The 21,767-nt window shown below is 42.7% G+C and carries 26 protein-coding genes; 18 read left to right on the top strand and 8 right to left on the bottom strand.

Annotated features, from left to right (window positions below):
* The first annotated feature begins 32 nt into the window (after nt 1–32).
* The 3 genes from recX (at nt 33) to CJU60_RS20640 (ending at nt 2,481) form a co-directional block, all read left to right on the top strand.
* Complete coding sequence (recX, locus tag CJU60_RS20650) at nt 33–824, top strand: recombination regulator RecX (RefSeq protein WP_095714805.1); 792 nt, start codon at nt 33–35, stop codon at nt 822–824.
* A 6-nt stretch (nt 825–830) separates the two neighbouring features.
* On the top strand, nt 831–1,151 hold the full coding sequence (locus CJU60_RS20645) for a YfhH family protein (RefSeq protein WP_095714804.1): 321 nt from the start codon (nt 831–833) through the stop codon (nt 1,149–1,151).
* Nucleotides 1,152–1,287: 136 nt separating this feature from the next.
* Nucleotides 1,288–2,481, top strand: coding sequence for an MFS transporter (locus tag CJU60_RS20640; RefSeq protein ID WP_095714803.1), 1,194 nt, complete (start codon nt 1,288–1,290; stop codon nt 2,479–2,481).
* 32 nt (nt 2,482–2,513) lie between these two features.
* Here CJU60_RS20640 and CJU60_RS20635 read toward each other — a convergent pair whose 3' ends face one another.
* Nucleotides 2,514–2,666: a small, acid-soluble spore protein K gene (locus CJU60_RS20635; RefSeq protein WP_010333452.1), complete on the bottom strand. Its 153-nt coding sequence runs from the start codon at nt 2,664–2,666 to the stop codon at nt 2,514–2,516.
* 124 nt (nt 2,667–2,790) lie between these two features.
* Here CJU60_RS20635 and CJU60_RS20630 point away from each other — a divergent pair, with 124 nt between their 5' ends.
* Entirely contained in the window at nt 2,791–3,060 is a 270-nt protein-coding gene (locus CJU60_RS20630; protein ID WP_024120650.1) for a YfhJ family protein, read from the top strand.
* A 34-nt stretch (nt 3,061–3,094) separates the two neighbouring features.
* Here CJU60_RS20630 and CJU60_RS20625 read toward each other — a convergent pair whose 3' ends face one another.
* A complete protein-coding gene (locus CJU60_RS20625; RefSeq protein ID WP_095714802.1) occupies nt 3,095–3,478 on the bottom strand; it encodes a hypothetical protein in 384 nt (127 codons plus the stop codon).
* Nucleotide 3,479: 1 nt separating this feature from the next.
* Complete coding sequence (locus CJU60_RS20620) at nt 3,480–3,692, bottom strand: helix-turn-helix transcriptional regulator (RefSeq protein WP_010333455.1); 213 nt, start codon at nt 3,690–3,692, stop codon at nt 3,480–3,482.
* Nucleotides 3,693–3,884: 192 nt separating this feature from the next.
* Here CJU60_RS20620 and CJU60_RS20615 point away from each other — a divergent pair, with 192 nt between their 5' ends.
* The 5 genes from CJU60_RS20615 to CJU60_RS20595 all read left to right on the top strand — a co-directional run bounded on the left by CJU60_RS20615 (nt 3,885) and on the right by CJU60_RS20595 (nt 9,547).
* A complete protein-coding gene (locus CJU60_RS20615; RefSeq protein WP_095714801.1) occupies nt 3,885–4,403 on the top strand; it encodes an SH3 domain-containing protein in 519 nt (172 codons plus the stop codon).
* Nucleotides 4,404–4,488: 85 nt separating this feature from the next.
* A complete protein-coding gene (locus CJU60_RS20610) occupies nt 4,489–4,821 on the top strand; it encodes an SdpI family protein (protein WP_095714800.1) in 333 nt (110 codons plus the stop codon).
* Nucleotides 4,808–5,671, top strand: a complete 864-nt coding sequence (locus CJU60_RS20605; RefSeq protein WP_095714799.1) for an alpha/beta fold hydrolase — start codon at nt 4,808–4,810, stop codon at nt 5,669–5,671. Before CJU60_RS20610 ends, CJU60_RS20605 begins: the two co-directional genes overlap by 14 nt.
* Before the next feature lie 231 nt (nt 5,672–5,902).
* Nucleotides 5,903–6,892: a glycosyltransferase family 2 protein gene (locus CJU60_RS20600; protein ID WP_010333459.1), complete on the top strand. Its 990-nt coding sequence runs from the start codon at nt 5,903–5,905 to the stop codon at nt 6,890–6,892.
* A 69-nt stretch (nt 6,893–6,961) separates the two neighbouring features.
* Nucleotides 6,962–9,547 carry a YfhO family protein gene (locus CJU60_RS20595; protein WP_095714798.1) on the top strand — a complete coding sequence of 862 codons (2,586 nt, stop codon included), beginning with the start codon at nt 6,962–6,964 and terminating at the stop codon, nt 9,545–9,547.
* Here CJU60_RS20595 and CJU60_RS20590 read toward each other — a convergent pair.
* A complete protein-coding gene (locus CJU60_RS20590) occupies nt 9,544–10,527 on the bottom strand; it encodes a metal-dependent hydrolase (protein ID WP_095714797.1) in 984 nt (327 codons plus the stop codon). The two genes, CJU60_RS20595 and CJU60_RS20590, sit on opposite strands and share 4 nt — an antisense overlap.
* 216 nt (nt 10,528–10,743) lie before the next feature.
* On the opposite strand from CJU60_RS20590, the gene mutY reads away from it, so the two are divergent.
* The gene (gene mutY / locus CJU60_RS20585) at nt 10,744–11,844 is read left to right on the top strand and encodes an A/G-specific adenine glycosylase (protein ID WP_095714796.1); all 1,101 of its coding nucleotides are present in this window, start codon (nt 10,744–10,746) and stop codon (nt 11,842–11,844) included.
* A gap of 22 nt (nt 11,845–11,866) precedes the next feature.
* On the opposite strand, the gene CJU60_RS20580 is transcribed toward mutY, so the two are convergent.
* Nucleotides 11,867–12,091 (bottom strand): hypothetical protein, encoded by a 225-nt coding sequence (locus CJU60_RS20580; RefSeq protein WP_024120659.1) that lies wholly within the window; start codon nt 12,089–12,091, stop codon nt 11,867–11,869.
* An 82-nt stretch (nt 12,092–12,173) separates the two neighbouring features.
* Between CJU60_RS20580 and fabL the strand changes: the two genes are divergently transcribed.
* From fabL to CJU60_RS20555, 5 genes are all read left to right on the top strand, one after another.
* Nucleotides 12,174–12,926 (top strand): enoyl-[acyl-carrier-protein] reductase FabL, encoded by a 753-nt coding sequence (fabL, locus tag CJU60_RS20575; protein WP_095714795.1) that lies wholly within the window; start codon nt 12,174–12,176, stop codon nt 12,924–12,926.
* Between the two features lie 70 nt (nt 12,927–12,996).
* The gene (gene sspE / locus CJU60_RS20570; RefSeq protein ID WP_024120660.1) at nt 12,997–13,254 is read left to right on the top strand and encodes a gamma type acid-soluble spore protein SspE; all 258 of its coding nucleotides are present in this window, start codon (nt 12,997–12,999) and stop codon (nt 13,252–13,254) included.
* A 173-nt stretch (nt 13,255–13,427) separates the two neighbouring features.
* On the top strand, nt 13,428–13,688 hold the full coding sequence (locus CJU60_RS20565; protein WP_024120661.1) for a YgaB family protein: 261 nt from the start codon (nt 13,428–13,430) through the stop codon (nt 13,686–13,688).
* Between the two features lie 143 nt (nt 13,689–13,831).
* Nucleotides 13,832–14,362: a nucleoside tri-diphosphate phosphatase gene (gene ntdP, locus CJU60_RS20560; protein WP_003239685.1), complete on the top strand. Its 531-nt coding sequence runs from the start codon at nt 13,832–13,834 to the stop codon at nt 14,360–14,362.
* 84 nt (nt 14,363–14,446) lie between these two features.
* Complete coding sequence (locus tag CJU60_RS20555; protein ID WP_141243810.1) at nt 14,447–16,189, top strand: ABC transporter ATP-binding protein; 1,743 nt, start codon at nt 14,447–14,449, stop codon at nt 16,187–16,189.
* A gap of 74 nt (nt 16,190–16,263) precedes the next feature.
* On the opposite strand, the gene CJU60_RS20550 is transcribed toward CJU60_RS20555, so the two are convergent.
* Together CJU60_RS20550 and CJU60_RS20545 are read right to left on the bottom strand one after the other, a co-directional pair.
* Nucleotides 16,264–17,325: an aromatic acid exporter family protein gene (locus CJU60_RS20550; protein ID WP_095714793.1), complete on the bottom strand. Its 1,062-nt coding sequence runs from the start codon at nt 17,323–17,325 to the stop codon at nt 16,264–16,266.
* Nucleotides 17,326–17,544: 219 nt separating this feature from the next.
* Entirely contained in the window at nt 17,545–18,834 is a 1,290-nt protein-coding gene (locus CJU60_RS20545) for a glutamate-1-semialdehyde 2,1-aminomutase (protein ID WP_024120664.1), read from the bottom strand.
* Between the two features lie 151 nt (nt 18,835–18,985).
* On the opposite strand from CJU60_RS20545, the gene bcp reads away from it, so the two are divergent.
* Together bcp and perR are read left to right on the top strand one after the other, a co-directional pair.
* On the top strand, nt 18,986–19,459 hold the full coding sequence (gene bcp, locus CJU60_RS20540; protein WP_095714792.1) for a thioredoxin-dependent thiol peroxidase: 474 nt from the start codon (nt 18,986–18,988) through the stop codon (nt 19,457–19,459).
* Between the two features lie 134 nt (nt 19,460–19,593).
* Nucleotides 19,594–20,031: a peroxide-responsive transcriptional repressor PerR gene (perR, locus tag CJU60_RS20535; protein ID WP_010333472.1), complete on the top strand. Its 438-nt coding sequence runs from the start codon at nt 19,594–19,596 to the stop codon at nt 20,029–20,031.
* Nucleotides 20,032–20,061: 30 nt separating this feature from the next.
* On the opposite strand, the gene CJU60_RS20530 is transcribed toward perR, so the two are convergent.
* Complete coding sequence (locus CJU60_RS20530) at nt 20,062–20,415, bottom strand: YgzB family protein (RefSeq protein WP_010333473.1); 354 nt, start codon at nt 20,413–20,415, stop codon at nt 20,062–20,064.
* A gap of 206 nt (nt 20,416–20,621) precedes the next feature.
* Between CJU60_RS20530 and CJU60_RS20525 the strand changes: the two genes are divergently transcribed.
* On the top strand, nt 20,622–21,506 hold the full coding sequence (locus CJU60_RS20525) for a nucleotidyltransferase-like protein (RefSeq protein WP_024120667.1): 885 nt from the start codon (nt 20,622–20,624) through the stop codon (nt 21,504–21,506).
* The last annotated feature ends 261 nt before the right edge of the window (nt 21,507–21,767 follow it).

Below are 21,767 nucleotides of genomic sequence, written 5' to 3'. Positions count from 1 at the left end.
AACGCGTTTGAGACCGGAGAAGGGAGATTAAGATGCCATTTATTACAAAGATTTCAGCGCAAAAGAAGAATACGGAACGCTTTAATATTTTTCTGGATGAAAAATATGCTTTCAGTGTTGACGCAGATGTGCTCGTGAAATTTGAGCTTACAAAGGGAAAAGAACTTGATGACCTCGAGATCATTGAGATTCAATACGGAGATGAAGTGAAAAAAGGCTTCAACCGTGCGATTGATTTTTTATCCTATCGAATGCGGTCAACGAAAGAGGTAGAAGACTATTTAAAGAAAAAAGATACCTCGGCGCCCGTCATTGCGGAAGTGATTCATAAGCTGAACGATTACAACTATTTAAATGACCAAGAGTTTGCGGCGGCCTACGTGAGCACCCACAAAAAAACAAACGGAAAAGGGCCTGACGTTTTGTTCAGAGAGCTGAAAGCGAAGGGGATTGATGACGACACCATCAAAGATACACTGAGTTCTTTCTCCTTTGAAGAACAGACGGAAAAAGCAGTTAAGCATATCGAAAAGCTTCTGAAGAAAGACAAGAAACTCTCTTCAAAAGAAATCAAACAGCGAGCACAGATGCAGCTGCAGCGCAAAGGCTTCTCATTTGATGTCATCTCTGCGGCGCTGGAGCAGATTGAATACGAAAATGACGAAGATACTGAAAAAGAAGCGCTGCGTCTTCATGCGGAAAAAGCGTTTAGAAAATACCGTTATGACGGCTCCTATGAATGTGCCATGAAGGTCAAACAATTTTTATTCAGAAAAGGATTCTCACTCGATTTAATCGATCAATTTCTGCAGGAAGAGGAGTAGCTGAAAATGGAGAAACGATACAGTCAAATGACAACGCACGAACTCAATACAGAAATCGCAGGACTTTCTGAAAAAGCAAGAAAAGCGGAACAGCTTGGAATCATAAATGAACTGGCAGTGCTCGAACGGAAAATTGCCATGGCAAAGGCATACTTGCTGAACCCGGAGGACTTCACGCCGGGAGAAACGTATGTTGTGGACGGCTCTGAGGACGAGTTTCACATTAACTATTTAAATGGCGTTTTCGCTTGGGGATACAGAACATCGGCTCCCGATCAAGAAGAAGCGCTTCCAATCTCAGTATTGCAGCAAAAGAAGCAGGGATAACCGAGAGGCTGAATATCAGCCTCTTTTTTATTTGAGCACACTCAAGGCGATTTTTAGAGAAAAAATGATTGAATTCACCCTGGATTTCTTTTAAGATGGAACTCGTTGTTTTTTCACATTAAAGGAGGCGATGACGTTGAGTATGAAAAATCCATCAGTAAAATTAATTATTTTTGTTCTAATGATCTGCACGTTTTCAATTGGATACACAGAATATGCGGTGATGGGTATTTTGACGTCGATTGCCGATGACTTTCATATACATGTTTCCTCTGCGGGACTCCTTGTCACCGCTTATGCGGCAAGCGTCTGTGTGACAGGCCCGCTCGTCACGATTGTTTCTGTCAAGCTCCCGAGAAAGCCGGTGCTTCTTGGATTGATGGGGATTTTCATCCTTTCCAACCTGATGAGCGCCCTGGCACCGAATTTTGCGGTATTGGCGGTCTCAAGAATTTTATCGGCTTCCATTCACGGCGCTTTCTTTGCGATTGCGATGGTATTCGCTAGTGAAATGGTGCCGCCGGAAAAACGCGCCGCAGCCGCTGCGTCTATGAACGGCGGTTTAACAGTGGCTTTGATGCTGGGTGTTCCATTCGGTTCCTACTTGGGTGATGTCTTAAACTGGAGAGTCGTGTTTTCCATCATTACGGTGCTTGGAGTGATCGGATTTGTAGGCCTGATGGCTACCGTGCCGAACAGAAAACCAAAAGTCATCCCGATGCTCATGAATGAGTGGGGAGTATTTAAACATAAACAGGTGCTGTACTCCTTTGCGATTACAATTTTAGGCTATTCAGGCGTATTTATCGCGTATACATTTATCGAACCGATTTTAAGAAATTCAGCGGGATTCAGCACAGTCGGCATTACTGGCGCCCTCTTCGCCTATGGTTTGGGAGGGGTTGCGGGAAATTTCTTTGCGGGAAAAGTGCCGCTTCCTCTGCTGACCCGGACCATGATGGGCGTCATGATCGGTTTGATCGGCGTACTTGCGGTATTCCCGTACATCGCCGTTTATCCGGCCGCAGCCATTGTCGCGACTTTCTTATTTGGAGCTTGCGCATTTGGCACACCGCCTCTTTTGCAAACAAAGGTGCTTTCTTCATCTGAGACCGGCACAACGATCGCCGCAGCTGTGAGCGTGTCTGCATTTAACCTGGCTAATGCGCTCGGCGCGTGGATCGGCGGCATCATTTTAAGCGGAACCGGCTCTTATTCCTGGCTGTTTGCGGGAGGAGCGCTGATGACCGCGTGCGGACTGGTGCTCTCAACATTTGCGCATCTGTCTGAAAAGAAAAGCGTCTATGAGTATCAAGTCAATAAAGGCTAAAAAACAGCTGCACATGTGCAGCTGTTCTTCTTTTATCGTTTGCCGGAGGCTCTCATTTTTTCCTGAGGATGCTGGTTGATTGACCCGTCAGGACGCTTTGAAGCATAGTCGTCCTTTGCTCTCGGTTCACCTTGAAACTTGTTTTCGTTTTCGTAAGGAAATCCTTTTTCTTTATTGCGGACCATGTCATATCCCCCTAGGTTCGAGATCAAAAAGTTGCGTCTTGCCAGATGAAGACGTAAGGTTAGTATATGGAGAACATGAAGTTTTAAAGCGTAATTTTTTTCCTGAAGGAAAGGAGACCACCAAATGAATACGTATATTGAGAAACTGACAAATCTGCTTCTGGAAAAAAACGATATGATCAGCTACATTCAGGCGAAAACATGGGTGGAATTGTTATGGAGCGACTTTGAAGCAACCTATGCAAAAGCCGGACACGCCTACCAAGGCGAAAAAATGACCGAAAAAATCGTCACACAGTGGATTGAGAACTATGGCGGCCAGCTCCACCTTTTCCAAAGCGGCCGTGAAGACGTGAATGATTACTTAAACCAAAGCAGAGGGCTTTTACATTAACACAGCCTGCCGGCAAAGTACGGCAGGCTGTTTTTTACACATTTGTATTAAGTACATCACTAATCACCATTCTAAGCATAAAACCAAGAAAAGCAGTATATGCAATCAGCTGCAGATAGGACAGAGGAAGCATGGATTGATGAATAAGAACAACACCTATAAGCAATATAACAATCATCACCCAATGTGATATATAGCCCGCGAAATGAGCATTTGAGCGGGTGCGTTGGTCATTCTGAAAGTGTACGTTTCCCCAGAGTTTATTTCTATGAATATGTGCGGCAGAATAAAGAACTCGTGCAGTTCCGATGACTGCTAACAGAAGTGTTAAAGTTGAAGGTGAATGCCAATAAAGGACATACAATAAAATGGGAAGCAAAGTTTGCAAAAACAATCCGGTACGATACGTCATGTTCATATTATTTGTCTCCTTCTATCCAGAATAATTGATCTAATGAGCACTCTAATACTGAAGATAATTTAATTGCAGTGCCTATCGAGGGTTCATATCTTTGTTTTTCAATTGCAATGACCGTCTGTCTTGTCACTTGAATGTTTTCTGCCAGCTGATCCTGTGTCCATCCTTTAGCTTTTCTGTATTCTTTTACACAATTACGAACCCCGTGCTTCATCTTATTTGATCCTCTCTCGTTATGTAACGTATACCTTACATAATGTATCATACAAAGATTAGAATGTAATGTACACCTTACAAACCTTAAAATTTCCTTAACTGTTAGAAAAAATAAACAAAAAGTGTTTCATCCTCCAGGCAATCAGGGAATACCTCTTATATCTTGTCAAAATCCGAGGAGGAGCTATGTATGAAAAAGAAACAAGTATTGCTCGCTTTAACTGCCGCCGCAGGACTGAGTTTCACAGCATGTAGCACTGCTCCCGCAGCAAAAGCTGCAACCCTTCAGACCATAAATGTCACCATGCCATCATCAGATTCTTATATGATTAAAGCAGGAAAACTGAATGTCCGGGCTGAGCCAAAACAAAAAAGCGCGATTCTCGGCACAGTATCATCTGAACAGAAAGTCACTGTAAAGAGATTTGCTAATGCTGATTGGGCTCAAATCGAATTCAAAGGAAAAAAAGGATATATTTCAACACACTTCTTAATGAAAACCGCAAGTCAAGCAAAAACAGCAAAACAGACTGCCTTCTATTCTCCAACACCGGAAAATGGAAAAGCCAAGCAGCTTTCCTCGGGGACAGAAGTCACTTTGCTCGGCTGGGGATTCAGTGAAAACGGAGGATTTGATTTCAGCTGGGCATTCGTTGATCACGGCGGGATAAAAGGCTATATTCCGACAAAGGATTTACAAATACGCTAAATAGACAGGCTCATGCTTGTCTTTTTGTCAGGATATTGAAACATTTCTTCTTTCTGAACGTAACAATGAGAGAGGAGATGATCATATGGCATGTTTAGTCGGCGGAGGGCTCATGATGATTGCAGGTCTTTTCATCAAATTGTTCCCTCCAAAATCCATTAACAGTGTATATGGATTCAGAACGAGACGCTCAATGTCAGATCAAAAGTTATGGAATGAAGCCAACCGTTACAGTGCGGCGCTCATGATCCTGTCAGGTTTGATTGTCTTGGGGGCCGGGGTGCTCCTGAGATCAAGCTTTATCATCCTTCAGCTGATCTTGCTTGTTGCTGCTTGTATCATCACTTTTATACTGACAGAGAAAAGGCTGAAACATATGACGCAAAGTCAAGGAGGAGATTTAAGTGGAAGGAGTTAACAGCCAGTTTGTCAAAACAAATGGAATCACACTCCACGTTGCTTCTGCAGGACCGGAGGACGGCCCGCTTATCGTCCTGCTCCATGGATTTCCTGAGTTTTGGTATGGCTGGAAAAACCAAATCAAACCGCTTGCGGACGCGGGGTACCGGGTGATTGTTCCTGATCAGCGAGGTTACAATCTCAGTGACAAACCGGAAGGAATTGAGGCATATCGGATTGATACATTAAGAGATGATATCATTGGGCTTATTTCGCAATTCACTGATCAAAAAGCAATCGTGATCGGTCATGACTGGGGAGGAGCAGTAGCCTGGCACTTGGCATCAACACGTCCGGAATATCTTGAAAAGCTTATCGCCATTAACATACCGCATCCGCACGTCATGAAAACCGTAACACCAGTCTACCCTCCGCAATGGCTGAAAAGCTCATACATTGCCTTCTTCCAGCTACCGGACAAACCGGAGGCCGCGTTAACAGAAAACGACTATGAGAAATTAGATAAAGCCATCGGGCTATCTGATCGGCCGAAGCTTTTTTCTTCTGAGGATATCAATAAGTACAAAGAAGCGTGGAAGCAGCCTGGCGCCCTGACGTCAATGCTGAACTGGTACAGGGCCCTCAGAAAAGGCAGCCTTGCAGAAAATTCCCGCGAATGCCATACAGCCCCTTACCGGATGATCTGGGGAATGGAAGACCGCTTTTTAAGCAGAAAGCTTGCAAAAGAAACAGCAAGACGCTGTCCAAACGGGCATTTAATATTTGTGGATGAAGCATCCCATTGGATCAGCCACGAAAAGCCGGCCATCGTGAATCAGCTTATTTTAGAATATCTTGAAAAACAATAAGTCAGATTTTCTTTGCACCGTCTGTCGAAATGGCAGACTTTTTCTATGCTTTTTTTTCATACTCTATTTTAAACCTGACAAAATAACATTACATATACTCAAATGTCATACCAAAAATGTAACAAAAAACAGGTTTAAACGACTTTAAAAAAAGGAATAGCCTTACTGAAGATTTGTGTACAATTCCCCTAAGGCAATACTTAAAAAGAATAAAAAAAAGAAGGTGCCTTAATGAAGCAAGGATTAATCTCGATTATTATCCCGTCTTACAATGAAGGTTATAATGTCAAACTCATTCATGAATCTTTAAAAAAGGAATTCAAAAACATTCATTATGATTATGAAATATTCTTCATTAACGACGGAAGTATTGATGACACGCTTCAGCAGATCAAAGACCTGGCATCCAAATGCAGCCGAGTGAAATACATATCATTTTCGCGAAACTTTGGAAAAGAAGCCGCGATCTTGGCCGGATTTGAACATGTTCAAGGCGAGGCAGTTGTCGTGATGGACGCCGATTTGCAGCATCCGACCTATTTGCTGAAGGACTTTATCAAAGGCTACGAGGAAGGCTATGATCAAGTCATTGCCCAGAGGAACAGAAAAGGGGATAACCCCGTGCGTTCGCTTCTTTCGTCCCTTTACTACAAGTTCATTAATAAAGCGGTGGAAGTTGATTTGCGTGACGGTGTCGGAGACTTTCGTCTGTTAAGCCGCCAAGCTGTGGATGCACTTTTGAAATTGAGCGAAGGCAACCGCTTTTCAAAAGGCCTGTTTTGCTGGATCGGCTTCGAACAGAAAATTGTTTTTTACGAAAATGTCGAAAGAAAAAACGGCACATCCAAATGGTCATTCAGCAGCCTTTTTAATTACGGAATGGACGGCGTTGTCTCCTTTAACCATAAACCGCTGAGAATTTGCTTTTACACCGGCATTTTTGTATTGCTGCTCTCTCTTATTTATATCATAGCCACGTTCGTCAAAATTCTTACAAACGGTATTTCTGTACCCGGATATTTCACAATTATATCTGCGGTCTTATTCCTTGGAGGGGTTCAGCTGTTAAGCCTTGGCATCATAGGAGAATACATCGGCAGAATCTATTACGAAACAAAAAAACGTCCGCATTATTTGATCAAAGAAGCAAATATCCCGAGCAAAGATCTGCCTGAAACGAACGAATTGAAAAACATGCGGCGCCTGACCAAACTGCACTGAAATGAATCAATTGCCATTGGCAGTGCTTTTTTGCATGCTTACAGTTAACGGCAAGACTGGAGACCTCTTATGAAAAAAAGAAAACATGTCATGATTTATGCGGCCAGTCTGTTCATAGCCGTTCTTGCGCACGCTTTTTTTGTGAAAGAATGGGCGGAAGGCAGATATATGACCGGTCCCGGTGACGGGCTGGCGCAAATGATCGTATTTAAGAAATTATTATATGAACAATACACGCAAGGAAACTTTTTCTATCATTATTCATTCGGACTCGGCGGCGGCACATTCAGTCAGCTTGGCTATTATTTTTCTGCTTCTTTCCTTTTTCTTGCGACATCCGCCGCAGTATGGCTGCTGCAATCCGTTCATCTCATTGGTGAGGCGGACACGCTTTTTTGGGCACAGTCAGCTGTTTTTATCAGCATTTTTAAGCTGAGTCTGATTATTTTTACAGCAGCTTCTGTTTTCAGCTATTTGCTCAAACGCAGAGCAGCGGCGTTTACGGGTGCTGTACTATACGGAGTATCGATTATTTACTTTCGCCATGAAGCGTATTGGGAATTTTTCACCGATACAATGATTTGGCTTCCGCTTCTTGTACTCGGAGCGGAAAAAATCATCAGGGAGCGGCGTCCGGCATGGTTTATCATTGCTTGCTCACTGAGCTTAATCAACAATTTTTACTTTGCATACATAAATCTGATTTTCATTGGAATTTATATTTTGTTCAGATGGCTGATCAAGCTGGAAGATCATGAAGTGAAAAAATGGGTTCAATGCAGAATGTTTTTAGTCTCGGGACTCATTTCTTTCGGTATCAGTGCGGCGGTATTTGTGCCGGTGGTTTACGGGTATTTAAATAACCTGCGCCCTCCGTATAATGAAAAAATAGAGTGGCTGAATTTCGATGATAATATTTTATTTTCAAGCAGGATTATCGTGGTGCCAGCCATCTTTTTGCTGTTTTTGTTTGTCATTTCTTTTTATAAACACCGGGTGTTTCGCCTTTTTGCCGGATTGAGCCTTCTGTTTATCCTCTTTCATTTCAGTCCGTACGCGGCAAGCGCCTTTAACGGCTTTTCCGCGCCGCAAAACCGGTTTGAATATATTTTGGCCTTTACAATCGCCGGAGCAGCCGCCGCAGGTTTATCACAGCTGCAGGAGCTGAGGCGGAAAGAACTGCTTCCTGCAGCAGCGATTGTTCTGCTTCTTTATTGGTATCATGTCCAAAGGTATGAGCTTGATATATGGAAGCCAGCGAATGAAAGCATCCTACTGCTTTTGTTCCTGACAATCGCTGCTTTGTTTGCCGCAGTTTTTGTGAAAAAACGGGCAAAGCTTGCTGTATACGGTGTGGTGATTCTGTCTTCGCTGCTTGTCGCTAACACCTATCAGAAATATGCGCTCTCAGAAGGAGGCGGGCTGGACAGTGTCTCAAAATCCTATATTACAAGCGAGGAATACAAAGGAGACGAACAATCTCAGCTCATCAGACGTGTGCAAAAGGAAGACAATGATCCGCTCGTGAGAATCGACTGGATGAATGGCGTCCGCAATAACACTCCGATTATTTACGGGTTTAATGGATTCAGCGCCTACTCGAGCATTTTAAACAGCCATTTGCTCTCCTTCTATTGGAATGATCTTCGCATCGATATGGGAAGAGAAAGCGTCAGCCGCTACGCTTCATTGGGGGACAGAGCGAATTTGTACAGCTTGCTTTACGGCAGATATTATATGACGGAAAAAATAAACGAAGCGAATGTTCCATACGGCTTTACAAAACATATGGAATCAGAGCACTACACCGTTTATGAAAATCAATACATGCTTCCTTTTGCCAAATCAGCAGATAAAGTTTACTCAGAAAAGGATTTGGAAAAATTGCCGACTCTTGCGAAAGAACAAGCGATGCTGAAAGGAATTGTATTAGCAGATCCAACTGAAAAAACAGAGCAGCCGCCTGATCTGGCGAATCTGATCTCCAAATCGGACATCACTGCAAAACAAGCTCAATATCAAAACGGACTCCTCACTGTAACTGGAGAAAACGGCGGAGAATTGATCATCACTCCGAAAAAGGCGTCAGCCGGTCCGGGCGATTACTATGTCAGTTTTTATTTAAAAAGCAAAGCAAAAGACAAAGGATTTACGCTAAAGGTAAATGATTATGTCACAACAAGAAAATCCAATCAATCGATCTATAAAACGGGTGTAAATGATTTAACCATCAGAGTGCCTAAATCAGATCATATCTCGATCAGGCTTCCGAAAGGAACGTACGAGCTTTCACACATAGCGCTTTATGCAGAAAATTATCAAACATTAAAAAACGCTGTGTCGAAAAACAAAACAGAGAGAACAGACAGCCTGGAATGGAATAAAAACAAGCTGACATTCACATATCACAATTCTAAACCCCAGTACATCATGCTCCCGATTCCGTATGAGAAAGGCTGGGAGCTGAAAATTAACGGAAAACAGCAGAAAATTGAAAAAGCCGATTACACTTTTATCGGTTTTAAGGCGCAAAAGGGAGACAATCAAATTGAACTCACCTACTATCCGCCATATTTTAAAATATCCGCAGTGATGTCTTTCATCAGTCTGCTCTTAGCTGTTTTTTATACAAGACGCAAAAAAGCCCGGCTCTAAATAGAGCCGAGCTTTAATTTTTTCTGAAGCTTTTCTTCGCTGAATATCCAGCCGGTATAAGATGAGCGTATCTCAAGATCATGACTGATATGAACAATTGCGACAAACGGATAGTGCCCTTTACTCCGATAACGCAGGTCAATAAACCGTACCTCGTAATGATCCTTATACGTATCCACTTCCCACCTGTAAACCGGGGAGAACGAAAGAAACGCCGCAATGTTATCATCCTGCTTCGCCGCTTGCATAACGTCGGTTTCAGGCACAGGCACCCGATTAAACGTATCAAGTATCACCACGTGCCCGTCCATGCTCCTTCCTACATAAAAAGCATGCGCAGTTGTAACCGCAATCCGCCATTGCCTGAATTTCATCGTCGGCGAAATGATAATGCTTTCGATCTCTTCATGAATCATCTCACGGAGCTGCCGTTTGATTCGCAGCTGCATCATCAGGCGCAAGATATAATAGCCTGCCAGTACTACGTATAAGGTGAGAAATGTGATACCGGGGCTGCCGCCGACATACCAAACCGCGATGGCCGCCAGATGGCTGATAAATATAAACGGATCAAATGTGTTAATCAGCCCGAGCGCCACCCATTTTTTCGAAAACGGCCGGATGGCTTGTGTTCCGTACGCGTTGAAAATGTCAACAAATACATGCAGCACAACTGCCAGCAATGTCCACAGCCACAGATGCAGAAAATCAGCCTGCGGATAAAATAAATACAAAATCGCCGGAATGATGACAGACCAAAACAAAACGGCGGGAATAGAATGGGTAAAGCCTCTGTGATTTCTTATATAAACAGCATTGTTTTTAAGTTTTAACACAGTATCAATATCAGGAGCCTGTGAGCCCGCAAGCGTAGCGATCATGACTGCGTGAGCCATTGCCGGATCTGTTCCGACAACCGGATCCAGTGTCGCGATTCCGCCGAGGGCGATGCCCATGACAACATGTGTGCCCGTATCCATAGGTGACCTCCTTGCAGGTGTATCCTGCACATTCACTTTTGTAAGACATTACCTATTTTTATATACCCAATCTTTTAACCTGTTTAATCGTTCTCATATGTTTCCGCTTTTTCTTTACTTCTATTTAATGTAACATATTATCGTACTGTGCCCTTAGTGTACAACAAAAAACAGTCTAAAGAAAAGCGGGGCGCGAGAGACTGGGGAGAAACACATATGAACGTACTTGAAGATAAGATAAAACAAAAAGATATACAGCAATTTCAAAATGATTTAATTAACTGGTTCGAAAGAGAACAGCGCATTCTGCCGTGGAGAGAGGACCAGGATCCGTATAAAGTATGGGTATCTGAAGTGATGCTCCAGCAAACGAGGGTAGAGACGGTCATTCCTTACTTTTTACGGTTTGTGGAGCAATTCCCGACAGTAGAAACGCTCGCTGATGCCGATGAAGAAAAAGTGCTCAAAGCATGGGAAGGCCTCGGTTATTATTCGCGGGTCAGAAACCTGCAAAGCGCGGTTAAAGAAGTGAAGCAGCAATACGGGGGAGTTGTTCCGTCAGAAGAAAAAGAGTTCGGCGGCTTAAAAGGCGTAGGCCCTTACACAAAAGGAGCGGTGCTAAGCATCGCATACAATAAACCGATTCCTGCGGTTGACGGAAATGTGATGCGTGTCATGTCGAGAATTTTGTCCATCTGGGATGATATTGCCAAGCCAAAAACAAGAACGATTTTTGAAGAAGCAGTCCGTGCGTTTATTTCAAAAGAAAAACCCTCTGAATTCAATCAGGGTTTAATGGAGCTGGGAGCCATCATCTGTACGCCGAAATCACCTTCTTGCCTGCTTTGTCCTGTTCAGCAGCATTGCTCAGCGTTTGCAGAAGGCACTGAACGAGAACTCCCGGTGAAAAGCAAAAAGAAAAAACCGGGAATCAAAACAATGGCTGCAATTGTACTGACAGATGATGACGGACAAGTCTATATTCATAAACGCCCGTCTAAGGGACTGCTTGCCAATCTGTGGGAATTCCCGAATCTTGAAACGCAAAAAGGAATCAAAACAGAGCGCGAGCAGCTCACTGCATTTTTAGAAAGTGATTTTGGCATAAAAGCTGAAATCAGTGACCTCCAAGGTGTAGTCGAGCATGTTTTCACCCACCTGGTATGGAATATTTCTGTGTTTTTCGGTAAAGTAAAACAAGTGTCGGATACTGCAGACCTGAAAAAAGTAACGAAGAAAGAGCTCGAAGAATTCGCGTTTCCAGTGTCACACCAGAAAATTTGGAAGATGGCAGTGGAAGCAGCCGGAGTCATTTAATTCGGCTGCTCGGTAAGAGTCCTTAATCATAACTGACGCGCGTGCCGTGGCTGTAGTCTGCTTCATTACGCTTCATTCCGCCGCGCGCTTCAATCTCTTGCGTTAATTCACGGTATTTTGATTGGCCTTCTTCGTTCAAATAAGGCATAATTTGCTGAAAGGCATGATGAAAAAAGGCGAGTTCACTGTTTTTCCAGTCCTTTTTGGAAATCATGGTCAATTCGCTCATATCTCGTCCGACATACATAACAGAAGACCCCCTTTAAAGTTCTTGCCATTATTGTTTGTGGAATGAAGAGAACTATACGCTACAAGGAGCTGAGGAAAAAATGGAACAAAATAAATGCGCACTCGTAACAGGAAGCAGCCGCGGCGTCGGAAAAGCAGCGGCGATCAGACTTGCGGAAAACGGCTATAATATTGTCATTAACTATGCACGCAGCAAAAAAGCCGCTCTGGAAACAGCGGAAGAAATCGAAAAACTTGGCGTGAAAGTGCTTATCGTAAAAGCAAACGTAGGCCAGCCCGCAAAAATTAAAGAGATGTTTCAGCAAATTGATGAAACCTTTGGAAGACTGGATATTTTTGTTAATAACGCTGCATCAGGCGTACTGAGACCGGTTATGGAATTAGAGGAGACACATTGGGACTGGACGATGAACATCAATGCAAAAGCTTTGCTTTTCTGCGCTCAGGAAGCGGCAAAGCTGATGGAGAAAAACGGCGGCGGTCATATCGTCAGCATCAGCTCATTAGGTTCAATCCGCTACCTTGAAAACTATACGACAGTTGGTGTGTCAAAAGCTGCGTTAGAGGCTTTAACCCGTTATCTCGCAGTAGAGCTTTCACCAAAACAGATTATCGTAAATGCGGTATCAGGCGGAGCGATTGACACAGATGCGCTCAAACACTTCCCGAACAGAGAAGACCTTTTGGAGGATGCGCGTCAAAATACCCCGGCGGGACGTATGGTAGAGATTAAAGATATGGTCGATACGGTTGAATTTTTAGTGTCATCAAAAGCTGACATGATCCGAGGGCAGACCATTATCGTTGACGGCGGGCGCTCACTGCTCGTTTAAAAAATTTTTTTGAAAAAAGGAATAGCCACTCGATTACCTGCACATTCTAATGACCGTGGAGGTGATAACAATGGCTAACTCAAATAACTTCAGCAAAACAAACGCTCAACAAGTCAGAAAACAAAACCAACAATCAGCTGCTGGTCAAGGTCAATTCGGCACTGAATTTGCTAGCGAAACAAACGCTCAGCAAGTCAGAAAACAAAACCAACAATCAGCTGCTGGCCAACAAGGTCAATTCGGCACTGAATTCGCAAGCGAAACTAACACACAGCAGGTAAGACAGCAAAACCAATCTGCTGAACAAAACAAACAACAAAACAGCTAATCACTGAAACAGAAAAAAGCACTTCATCTTCGGGTGGAAGTGCTTTTTTCTGTTTGAAAAACGACAAAACTTGTGAAAGCTCAACAGAATGAGTCAAAGGGTTTGCTTAGATCAGAATCGAAATGATTAATGGTGGAAACGTTTAGACTTTGACCAGGCTGAAGGAGGAACCGATGACGGAATTTGAAAAGCTGGTAATAGAACAGATGAAAACGATGGACAAGCTTCTCGATCTCCAATCAGAGCTCGACCGCTGCAAAGAAATCGAAGCAGAACTCCGGCACTTGGAAAGGGATGCAAGGCTGCGCGGTATTCAGGATGAAATTGCGGTAAAACGAAAGCATCTTGCTGATATACAGGATACGTTTCAGAAACAGACAGAGCAGGTGATTCGTTCATATCGCAGCTCAGAAAAGCCGTCTTCCTATGTGTAGAGCAGGAATGTGCCATTCCCAAGCCGGAATGGCTCTTTTATTTTCATTTTTCAATTTGTAACGTTATAATAGGTAAAAGACGTTGTCGGTAAGCAAATTTGGACATACTAACTGTAGGGCTTTATAGAAAGTAGGGGAGAAATATGGGTTATCCCAAGGAAGGAGAAACCATTCAAATTCACAGCTATAAGCATAATGGGCTGATTCATAGAATTTGGAATGAGACAACAATCTTAAAAAGTACAGAAATGTGTGTCATCGGAGCCAATGACCGGACGATGGTAACCGAATCAGACGGCCGGACATGGATAACCAGAGAGCCCGCAATCTGTTATTTTCACGCAAGACAATGGTTTAATGTCATCGGGATGCTGAGGGAAGACGGGGTTCATTATTATTGCAACATCAGTTCTCCGTTTGCCTATGATGGCGAAGCAATTAAATATATTGATTATGACTTAGATGTTAAGGTTTTTCCTGACATGACTTACAATATTCTCGATGAAGACGAATATGATGATCATCGGAAATCCATGAATTATCCAAAAGAAATTGACAGTATTTTAAGAGACTACTTAAACACACTGCTCCATTGGATTCATCAGCGGCAGGGCCCGTTTGCACCCGAGTTTGTCGATATGTGGTATGAACGGTATTTGCGCTATACAAAATAATGGTTACGTAAAAACCTGTTGCGGGGTACAACAGGTTTTTCACATGGGCTCACACACATCATGATAAAGAGAGGGGGAATCAACGTGGGGGTTATGAAACGCTATATGCAATTCGTCAAACCTTATAAGAAGCAAATTTTCATTACAGTATTAATCGGGATCGTAAAATTCTCCATTCCGCTTGCTCTCCCATTGCTTCTGAAGTACGTAGTTGACGACATTATTCAAGGAGGCGGCACGGCCAGTGACAAAACAACGTCATTGTTCACCATTATGGCGATCATGTTCGCCTTATTTTTAATTTTGCGCCCGCCTGTTGAATATTATCGGCAATATTTTGCCCAGTGGACAGCCAGCAAGGTACTCTATGATATAAGAGCCAAGCTGTTTGATCATATACAGAAGCTGAGCCTTCGTTTCTATGCGAATACTAGAACAGGGGAAGTCATTTCCCGAGTCATCAATGACGTGGAACAAACAAAGGATTTTGTGATCACAGGTCTGATGAATATATGGCTCGATATGCTGACGATTTTGATCGTGATCTCTATCATGCTGACACTGGACGTTAAATTAACGCTTATTTCCATCATTTTGTTTCCGTTATACGGTATATCAGTGAAGTATTTTTACGGCCGTTTAAGAAAGCTGACAAGAGAGCGGTCACAGGCGCTTGCTCAGGTACAGGGGCATTTGCATGAACGGATTCAAGGCATGCCAGTGATCAGAAGTTTTGCGATAGAAGACCATGAGCAGGCCAACTTTAATGAAAAAAACAGCCATTTCTTAGATAAAGCAATCCGTCATACGAATTGGAATGCCAAAACCTTTGCGGTTGTCAACACCATTACAGATCTGGCACCGCTCATCGTGATTGCATTCGCCGGCTATTTTGTCATCAACGGACCGCTGACAGTCGGAACGATGGTTGCGTTTGTCGGGTATATCGACAGAATGTATAACCCTGTCAGAAGGCTGATTAATTCTTCTACAACCTTGACGCAGTCAATCGCTTCAATGGACAGGGTATTTGAATTTATTGACGAGCCGTATGAACTGACTGACAAACCAAATGCCATCAAAGCTGACCATATCCGCGGAGAAGTCGAATTTCGAAATGTGTCGTTTCAATATGAAAAGGGAAAAGAAAACATCCTTTACGATGTGTCTTTAAAAGTAACCAGAGGAGAAACCGTAGCCCTCGTTGGAATGAGCGGCGGAGGGAAATCCACGCTCGTCAGCCTGATTCCAAGGTTTTATGATGTATCAAGCGGCAAACTATTGATTGACGGGACAGATATTCGGGATTATGAAGCAAGAAGCCTGCGCAATCAGGTTGGCATGGTGCTTCAGGATACCTTTTTATTCAGTGAAACGATTAGAGAAAATATTGCGATCGGAAAACCTGATGCCACGCTTGAAGACATTATGGAAGCCGCAAAAGCAGCCAATGCACATGATTTTATTATGAGTTTTCCGGAAGGGTATGAGACCCGTGTGGGAGAAAGAGGCGTTAAGCTCTCAGGGGGACAAAAACAGCGGATTTCCATTGCGCGTGTATTTCTGAAAAATCCGCCGCTGCTGATCTTGGATGAAGCTACTTCAGCTTTGGATCTTGAAAGTGAGCACTACATTCAAGAAGCGATGGACAAGCTGGCGAAGGACAGAACAACTTTTGTTGTGGCCCACCGCTTATCAACCATCACACATGCGGATAAAATTGTTGTCATGGAAAACGGAACAATCATCGAAACCGGAACCCATGATGAACTGATGGATTATGACAGTCAATACAAGCACTTATTCACAATCCAAAACTTGAACTAAACATCGATCTTATATCCTTTGATTAAGGATATAAGATTTTTTTGTATGAAAAAAACCCGGTGATGTGAACCGGGCTACTCTTCTATTTCCATTTCGCAGTCTTTCGGATGGTACGTTTGAAAGCTTGTAATAAGTGTTTCTAAATGTTCAAGCTGCTCGCGGTATTCCACAGCGCTTGCCATAATATTAAGCATATTATAATCAAGAAGCTCATCATCTGAGTTGCGCTGGTTTCTAAGGAATGACTTTGTCAGCAGCTGTTTGTATTGGATGCCTTCTTCATCTGTATCATCATGCGGTTTAATTTTGCCGACAAACCTCATCAAAATCCGCTCGTGCCAATGAAGCAGGTAATCAAGTTCTTCAGTCAGCGTTTCCTGAAACTCTTCAGGCATATGATAAATCTCGTTTTCCAGGCGATGCAGCTTCTTCAGCGTGTCGAGCGCCCGGTTTGCGGTTATTATCGCCTGTCTGAACAGGACAAGTTTTCTTGATTTCACGTAAGTCGTTTTCTTAAAGTAGCTTCTTTCTTCTTTATATAGAAGATATGTCTGATCAAGCTTGATCATTTTCTCTTTCAATTTTTCAATATCCTCTTTCAAAATCGAATGCTCTGTTGACTGGCGCATAATCAGCCTGATCCATTTCATAATTTCTTCAGTGTTTTCGACTGTGTTATGAATCAGCTTTGTCTCGTACTTAGGCGGCAGGAACACCAGGTTGACGATAAAGGAAGAAAGCACCCCTAAAATGACTGTGCTTGTTCTGATCAGCGCAAACATTAAGAAGTCGTCACCGGCAGATTCTAAAATCGCAATAACTGTAACAAGAGCAATCGAAATCGTATGTTCAATTTTAAGCTTCAGCATTATGGTAATAACAATCACTGCTGTCAATCCGATCATAATCGGACTGGGTCCGAAAATAAGACCGAAAACTGTGGCAATAACAGCTCCGATAATATTTGCCTGAACCTGATCAATAATAATAAGAAAAGAGCGGTAAATTGACGGCTGGATCGCAAATATCGCTGCAATCCCAGCAAAAATCGGTGCGGGAAGTCCGATCCACGAAGCTAAATAAAGAGCCAGCGTAATCGCGATCCCTGTTTTGAAAATGCGGGCACCAAGTTTCATTGGTTTGTGCGTGCATTCCTTTCTATAGTAAATTGTTTGACCTAGCAAATGGCTAATCCTTAAAATTCCCTGTGAGTTTATTTGCTAAACAATTAAGTAATATACAGGGATCAATACAATTATTCAAGCTATTTTTCAAGAAAATGACCAAAATCTTACACGCTTTTTAAAAGTACAAAAAAACAGGAGCTTTAAGCTCCTGTCCGGGGATGTGCAATATTACTTTTTAAGATGTTTAAAAGCATCCTCAACAGCAGCAAGCGTATCTTTAATATCCTGCTCTGTATGCGCTGTTGTAATAAACCACGCTTCATATTTAGAAGGTGCGAGATTAATGCCGCGCTCCAGCATCAGCTTGAAAAACGTAGCGAATGTTTCACCGTCACTGCGTTCTGCCTGATCGTAATTTTCTACTTTCTCATCAGAGAAGTATACCGTCAGCGCACCCTTTAACCGATTGACTGTTATTGTGATGCCGTGGGTTTCTGCGTGTGCCAAAATGCCTTCCTCAAGCATAGCGCCAAGATGGTCAAGCTTTTCATACACGCCTTCCTCTTTCAGCACTTCCAGACAAGCAATGCCGGATAAAATAGAAGCGGGGTTTCCGGCCATTGTTCCTGCCTGATATGCAGGGCCGAGCGGTGCGACTTGCTCCATAATTTCTTGTTTGCCGCCATAGGCTCCAATTGGAAGTCCGCCGCCAATAATTTTTCCGAGTGCAGTTAAATCCGGTTTCACCTGTAAAAGATCCTGAGCACCGCCATACATAAACCGGAAAGCAGTAATGACTTCATCATAAATAACGAGGGCGCCCGCATTGTGTGTCAGTTCGTTTACTTGTTCTAAGAAACCTTCTTTTGGCTCAACGATACCGAAGTTGCCGACAATCGGTTCAACGAGAACTGCTGCGATTTCACTGCCCCATTTCTCTAAGGCCGCTTTGTAGCTGTCAATATCATTAAAAGGAACTGTAATGACCTCGTTTGCAATGCTTTTCGGTACACCGGCTGAGTCAGGCGTGCCCAGAGTAGACGGACCGGAGCCGGCCGCTACGAGCACAAGATCTGAATGGCCGTGATAACAGCCTGCAAATTTAATAATTTTGGTGCGGCCTGTGTAAGCACGAGCCACACGGATGGTCGTCATCACAGCTTCTGTCCCTGAATTGACGAATCTTACTTTATCCATAGCAGGGATGGCTTCCTTCAGCATCTTTGCAAAAGTAACCTCATGTTTTGTCGGTGTTCCATATAATACACCGTTTTCTGCGGCTTTTTTAATCGCCTCTGTAATATGCGGGTGGGCATGTCCGGTGATGATCGGGCCGTAAGCCGCCAAATAATCAATGTATTTGTTTCCGTCGACGTCCCAAAAATAAGCGCCATTTGCTTTCTCCATTGCAACAGGAGAACCCCCGCCAACTGCTTTATATGATCTTGAAGGGCTGTTTACACCGCCGACAATATGCTCTAATGCTTCACGGTGAAGTTCAACTGATTTTGTATACAAAAATAATAACCTCCTATATCTCCTTGCGTCCCCTCTATTGTAGCATGCTTCCAGACAAGAACAACGGATTCAGGCTCAAGATACAGAGTCATAGTTGTAATCTGGACAAGAATTGGATACGCTTAATACAAAAACATCCGGAGGTAAAGAAATGACTATTGAAATCGGACAAAAAGCGCCTGAGATTGAGTTGAAAGGCGATCATGGGGAGATAGTAAAATTATCGGATTATGAAGGGAAATATATCGTCCTTTACTTTTATCCAAAAGACATGACACCGGGATGCACAACTGAAGCCTGCGATTTTCGTGACAGCCATGAAAACTTCGCTGAGCTGGATGCTGTGATTATCGGCGTCAGCCCGGACAGCGAGGAAAAACACGGGAAATTTAAAGAGAAGCATAATCTGCCGTTTTTGCTGCTTGTCGATGACGAGCACAAGCTGGCGGAGGCGTTTGATGTATGGAAACTGAAGAAAAACTTCGGAAAAGAATATATGGGGATTGAACGCTCCACTTTTTTAATTGACAAAGAAGGCCGGCTCATTAAAGAATGGAGAAAGGTAAAAGTGAAAGACCATGTAGCCGAAGCGCTCCAGACGCTGAAAGATATGTCGGGAAAGTAAAATCGTCAATCAGCCTCATAGCATATGCTGCAACTTTTACCCTAATATCAATTGACAAATTATCGTAAAAAGAGTTACACTAATTATAAACATTATAATGTAAGAATCTTTTTTAGAAGAGAGGTGCATGACGGATGGCTGCACATGAACTAAAAGAAGCCTTAGAAACGTTGAAGGAAACCGGAGTTCGCATTACTCCTCAACGTCATGCGATTCTGGAATATCTCGTTAACTCTATGGCTCATCCAACAGCGGACGATATATATAAAGCTCTGGAAGGGAAATTTCCTAACATGAGCGTAGCGACGGTATATAACAACTTGCGTGTGTTCCGGGAATCCGGCCTGGTAAAAGAGCTCACATATGGTGATGCTTCCAGCAGATTTGATTTTGTTACATCCGATCACTATCACGCCATTTGTGAAAGCTGCGGTAAAATTGTGGACTTCCACTATCCCGGCCTTGATGAAGTAGAGCAGCTTGCTGCACATGTGACCGGCTTTAAAGTAAGCCACCACCGTTTAGAAATTTACGGCGTCTGCCAAGAGTGTTCAAAAAAAGAAAACCATTAAAATAAGCTGACCGCGAAACGGTCAGCTTATTTATTTCGACATTTTCTTCTTATTATAAGACTCATCAAATTCTTTTCCTTCTAAGCTTTGATCTAAAGTCAGCGGCTCTCTGCAATGCATACACATATCTACTCTGCCTAAAACCTTGGTCTCTTTTTCACAGCCCGGACAAATGACCCGAACCGCTTTGGTCGAGAGCATGCCGATCCAAAAATAAACAACCGTGCTGAGCCCGATAGATAAAAGCCCAAGTATCATAAACAAACTCGAAAGCAAAACGGATTCCTTAAAAAAGATCCCGATGTACATAATGATAAACCCAACGAAAACCAAACTTAACGCAAACGTTCTGATTTTATTAATTTTGCTGGAGTATTTCGCCATGTCCATCCCCCTCTGAATTAAATATAGCACAAACCCGATGGTATTTTCTTCATGTTTTCGTTTGAAATGGAATTTAAATATGGAGACTTGCTTTGGAATTGTTTATAATAGTTCAATGTGTTTAGAAAAAAGGAATTTCGATTTAACCATAGAATTGAATCAAATAGAGAATAAAAAAATTGAACAATTGCATTGGAGGAATAGTGATGGAAAATCTTCTCCGTCCAATTTACCAAGAAAGAGCAAGTCATCCCAATACATTGGCTGTTATTATGATTGAGAGAAGAAACAAAACGTCTTCCATAACAGACAACTTTGATGCCGCTTTGCTTGTCATTGTAAAGCAGTCTGATAAGCCTGTTTTTATAAAGCATTATGAATTTGATCACAAAACAGCCTCTTTACATGTGATAACTGATGCTCAGGTTCAAGAATGGATTTTGCTCGGCACAAATAGGAGAATCATAGATTGGATTGTAAACGGAAGAGTCATGTTTGACCGCAATGAGTATATTGCTGAGCTTATCGACAGGCTTAATACTTTTCCGTTTGCAGAACGCAAACTGAAGATCGGCCTTGAATACGGCAAGTTAATTAGAAGATACGTTGAAGGAAAAGCTTTCTTTGAAGCCAATCAATTTTTAGATGCCTACAATGCAGTAGTCCATGCATTGCATCATCTAGCACGTATTGAAGTAATCGACAGAGGATTCCATCCGGAAACCACTGTGTGGAGTCAAGTGCGTCAGATGGAGCCTCAAGTGTACAAATTATATTCCGAGCTGATTGAAAGTCACGAAAGCTTGGAAAAAAGACTTGAATTATTATTCTTAGCAAATGATTTTCTTATTCATTCTAAAGCTGAGATTGGTTCAGCACATCTTTTCGAAGTGATGAAAGAAAAGGACATATGGCAATTTAGCGAGCTTCTTCAGCATCCTGACTTAAAACATTTTACTCAAGACCTTGGCGTCATGCTTGATTACCTGACAGAAAAAGGTCTTATCAGCGTGTGCCGAATTGAAACCAAAGGACAGGCTGTCTTTCATCGAGGATATTCTTTTAAAAAAGATGTTGACTCTGATTCCTGAGCATGGTATATTATTAAACGTCGCTGATGCGCTTCTGAAAAAATAAGCTCACAGCGGCGGAGAAATAAAATAAAAAACATTTGACAAAACAAAGTCGAAATGTTATACTGAAAAAGTCGCTTCTTAAAGAAGTGGTGGATGATCTTTGAAAACTAAACAAGACAAAACGTACCTGTTAATTCAAGTTTTATTATAAATCGCACAGCGATGTGCGTAGTCAGTCAAACTGAGGTCTGCACGATGCAGATCACGCAGATGTTA

The sequence above is a fragment of the Bacillus sp. 7705b genome (assembly GCF_002289525.1).
Taxonomy (GTDB): Bacteria; Bacillota; Bacilli; order Bacillales; family Bacillaceae; genus Bacillus; species Bacillus halotolerans.
This window is presented reverse-complemented; position numbering and strand designations above follow the sequence as displayed.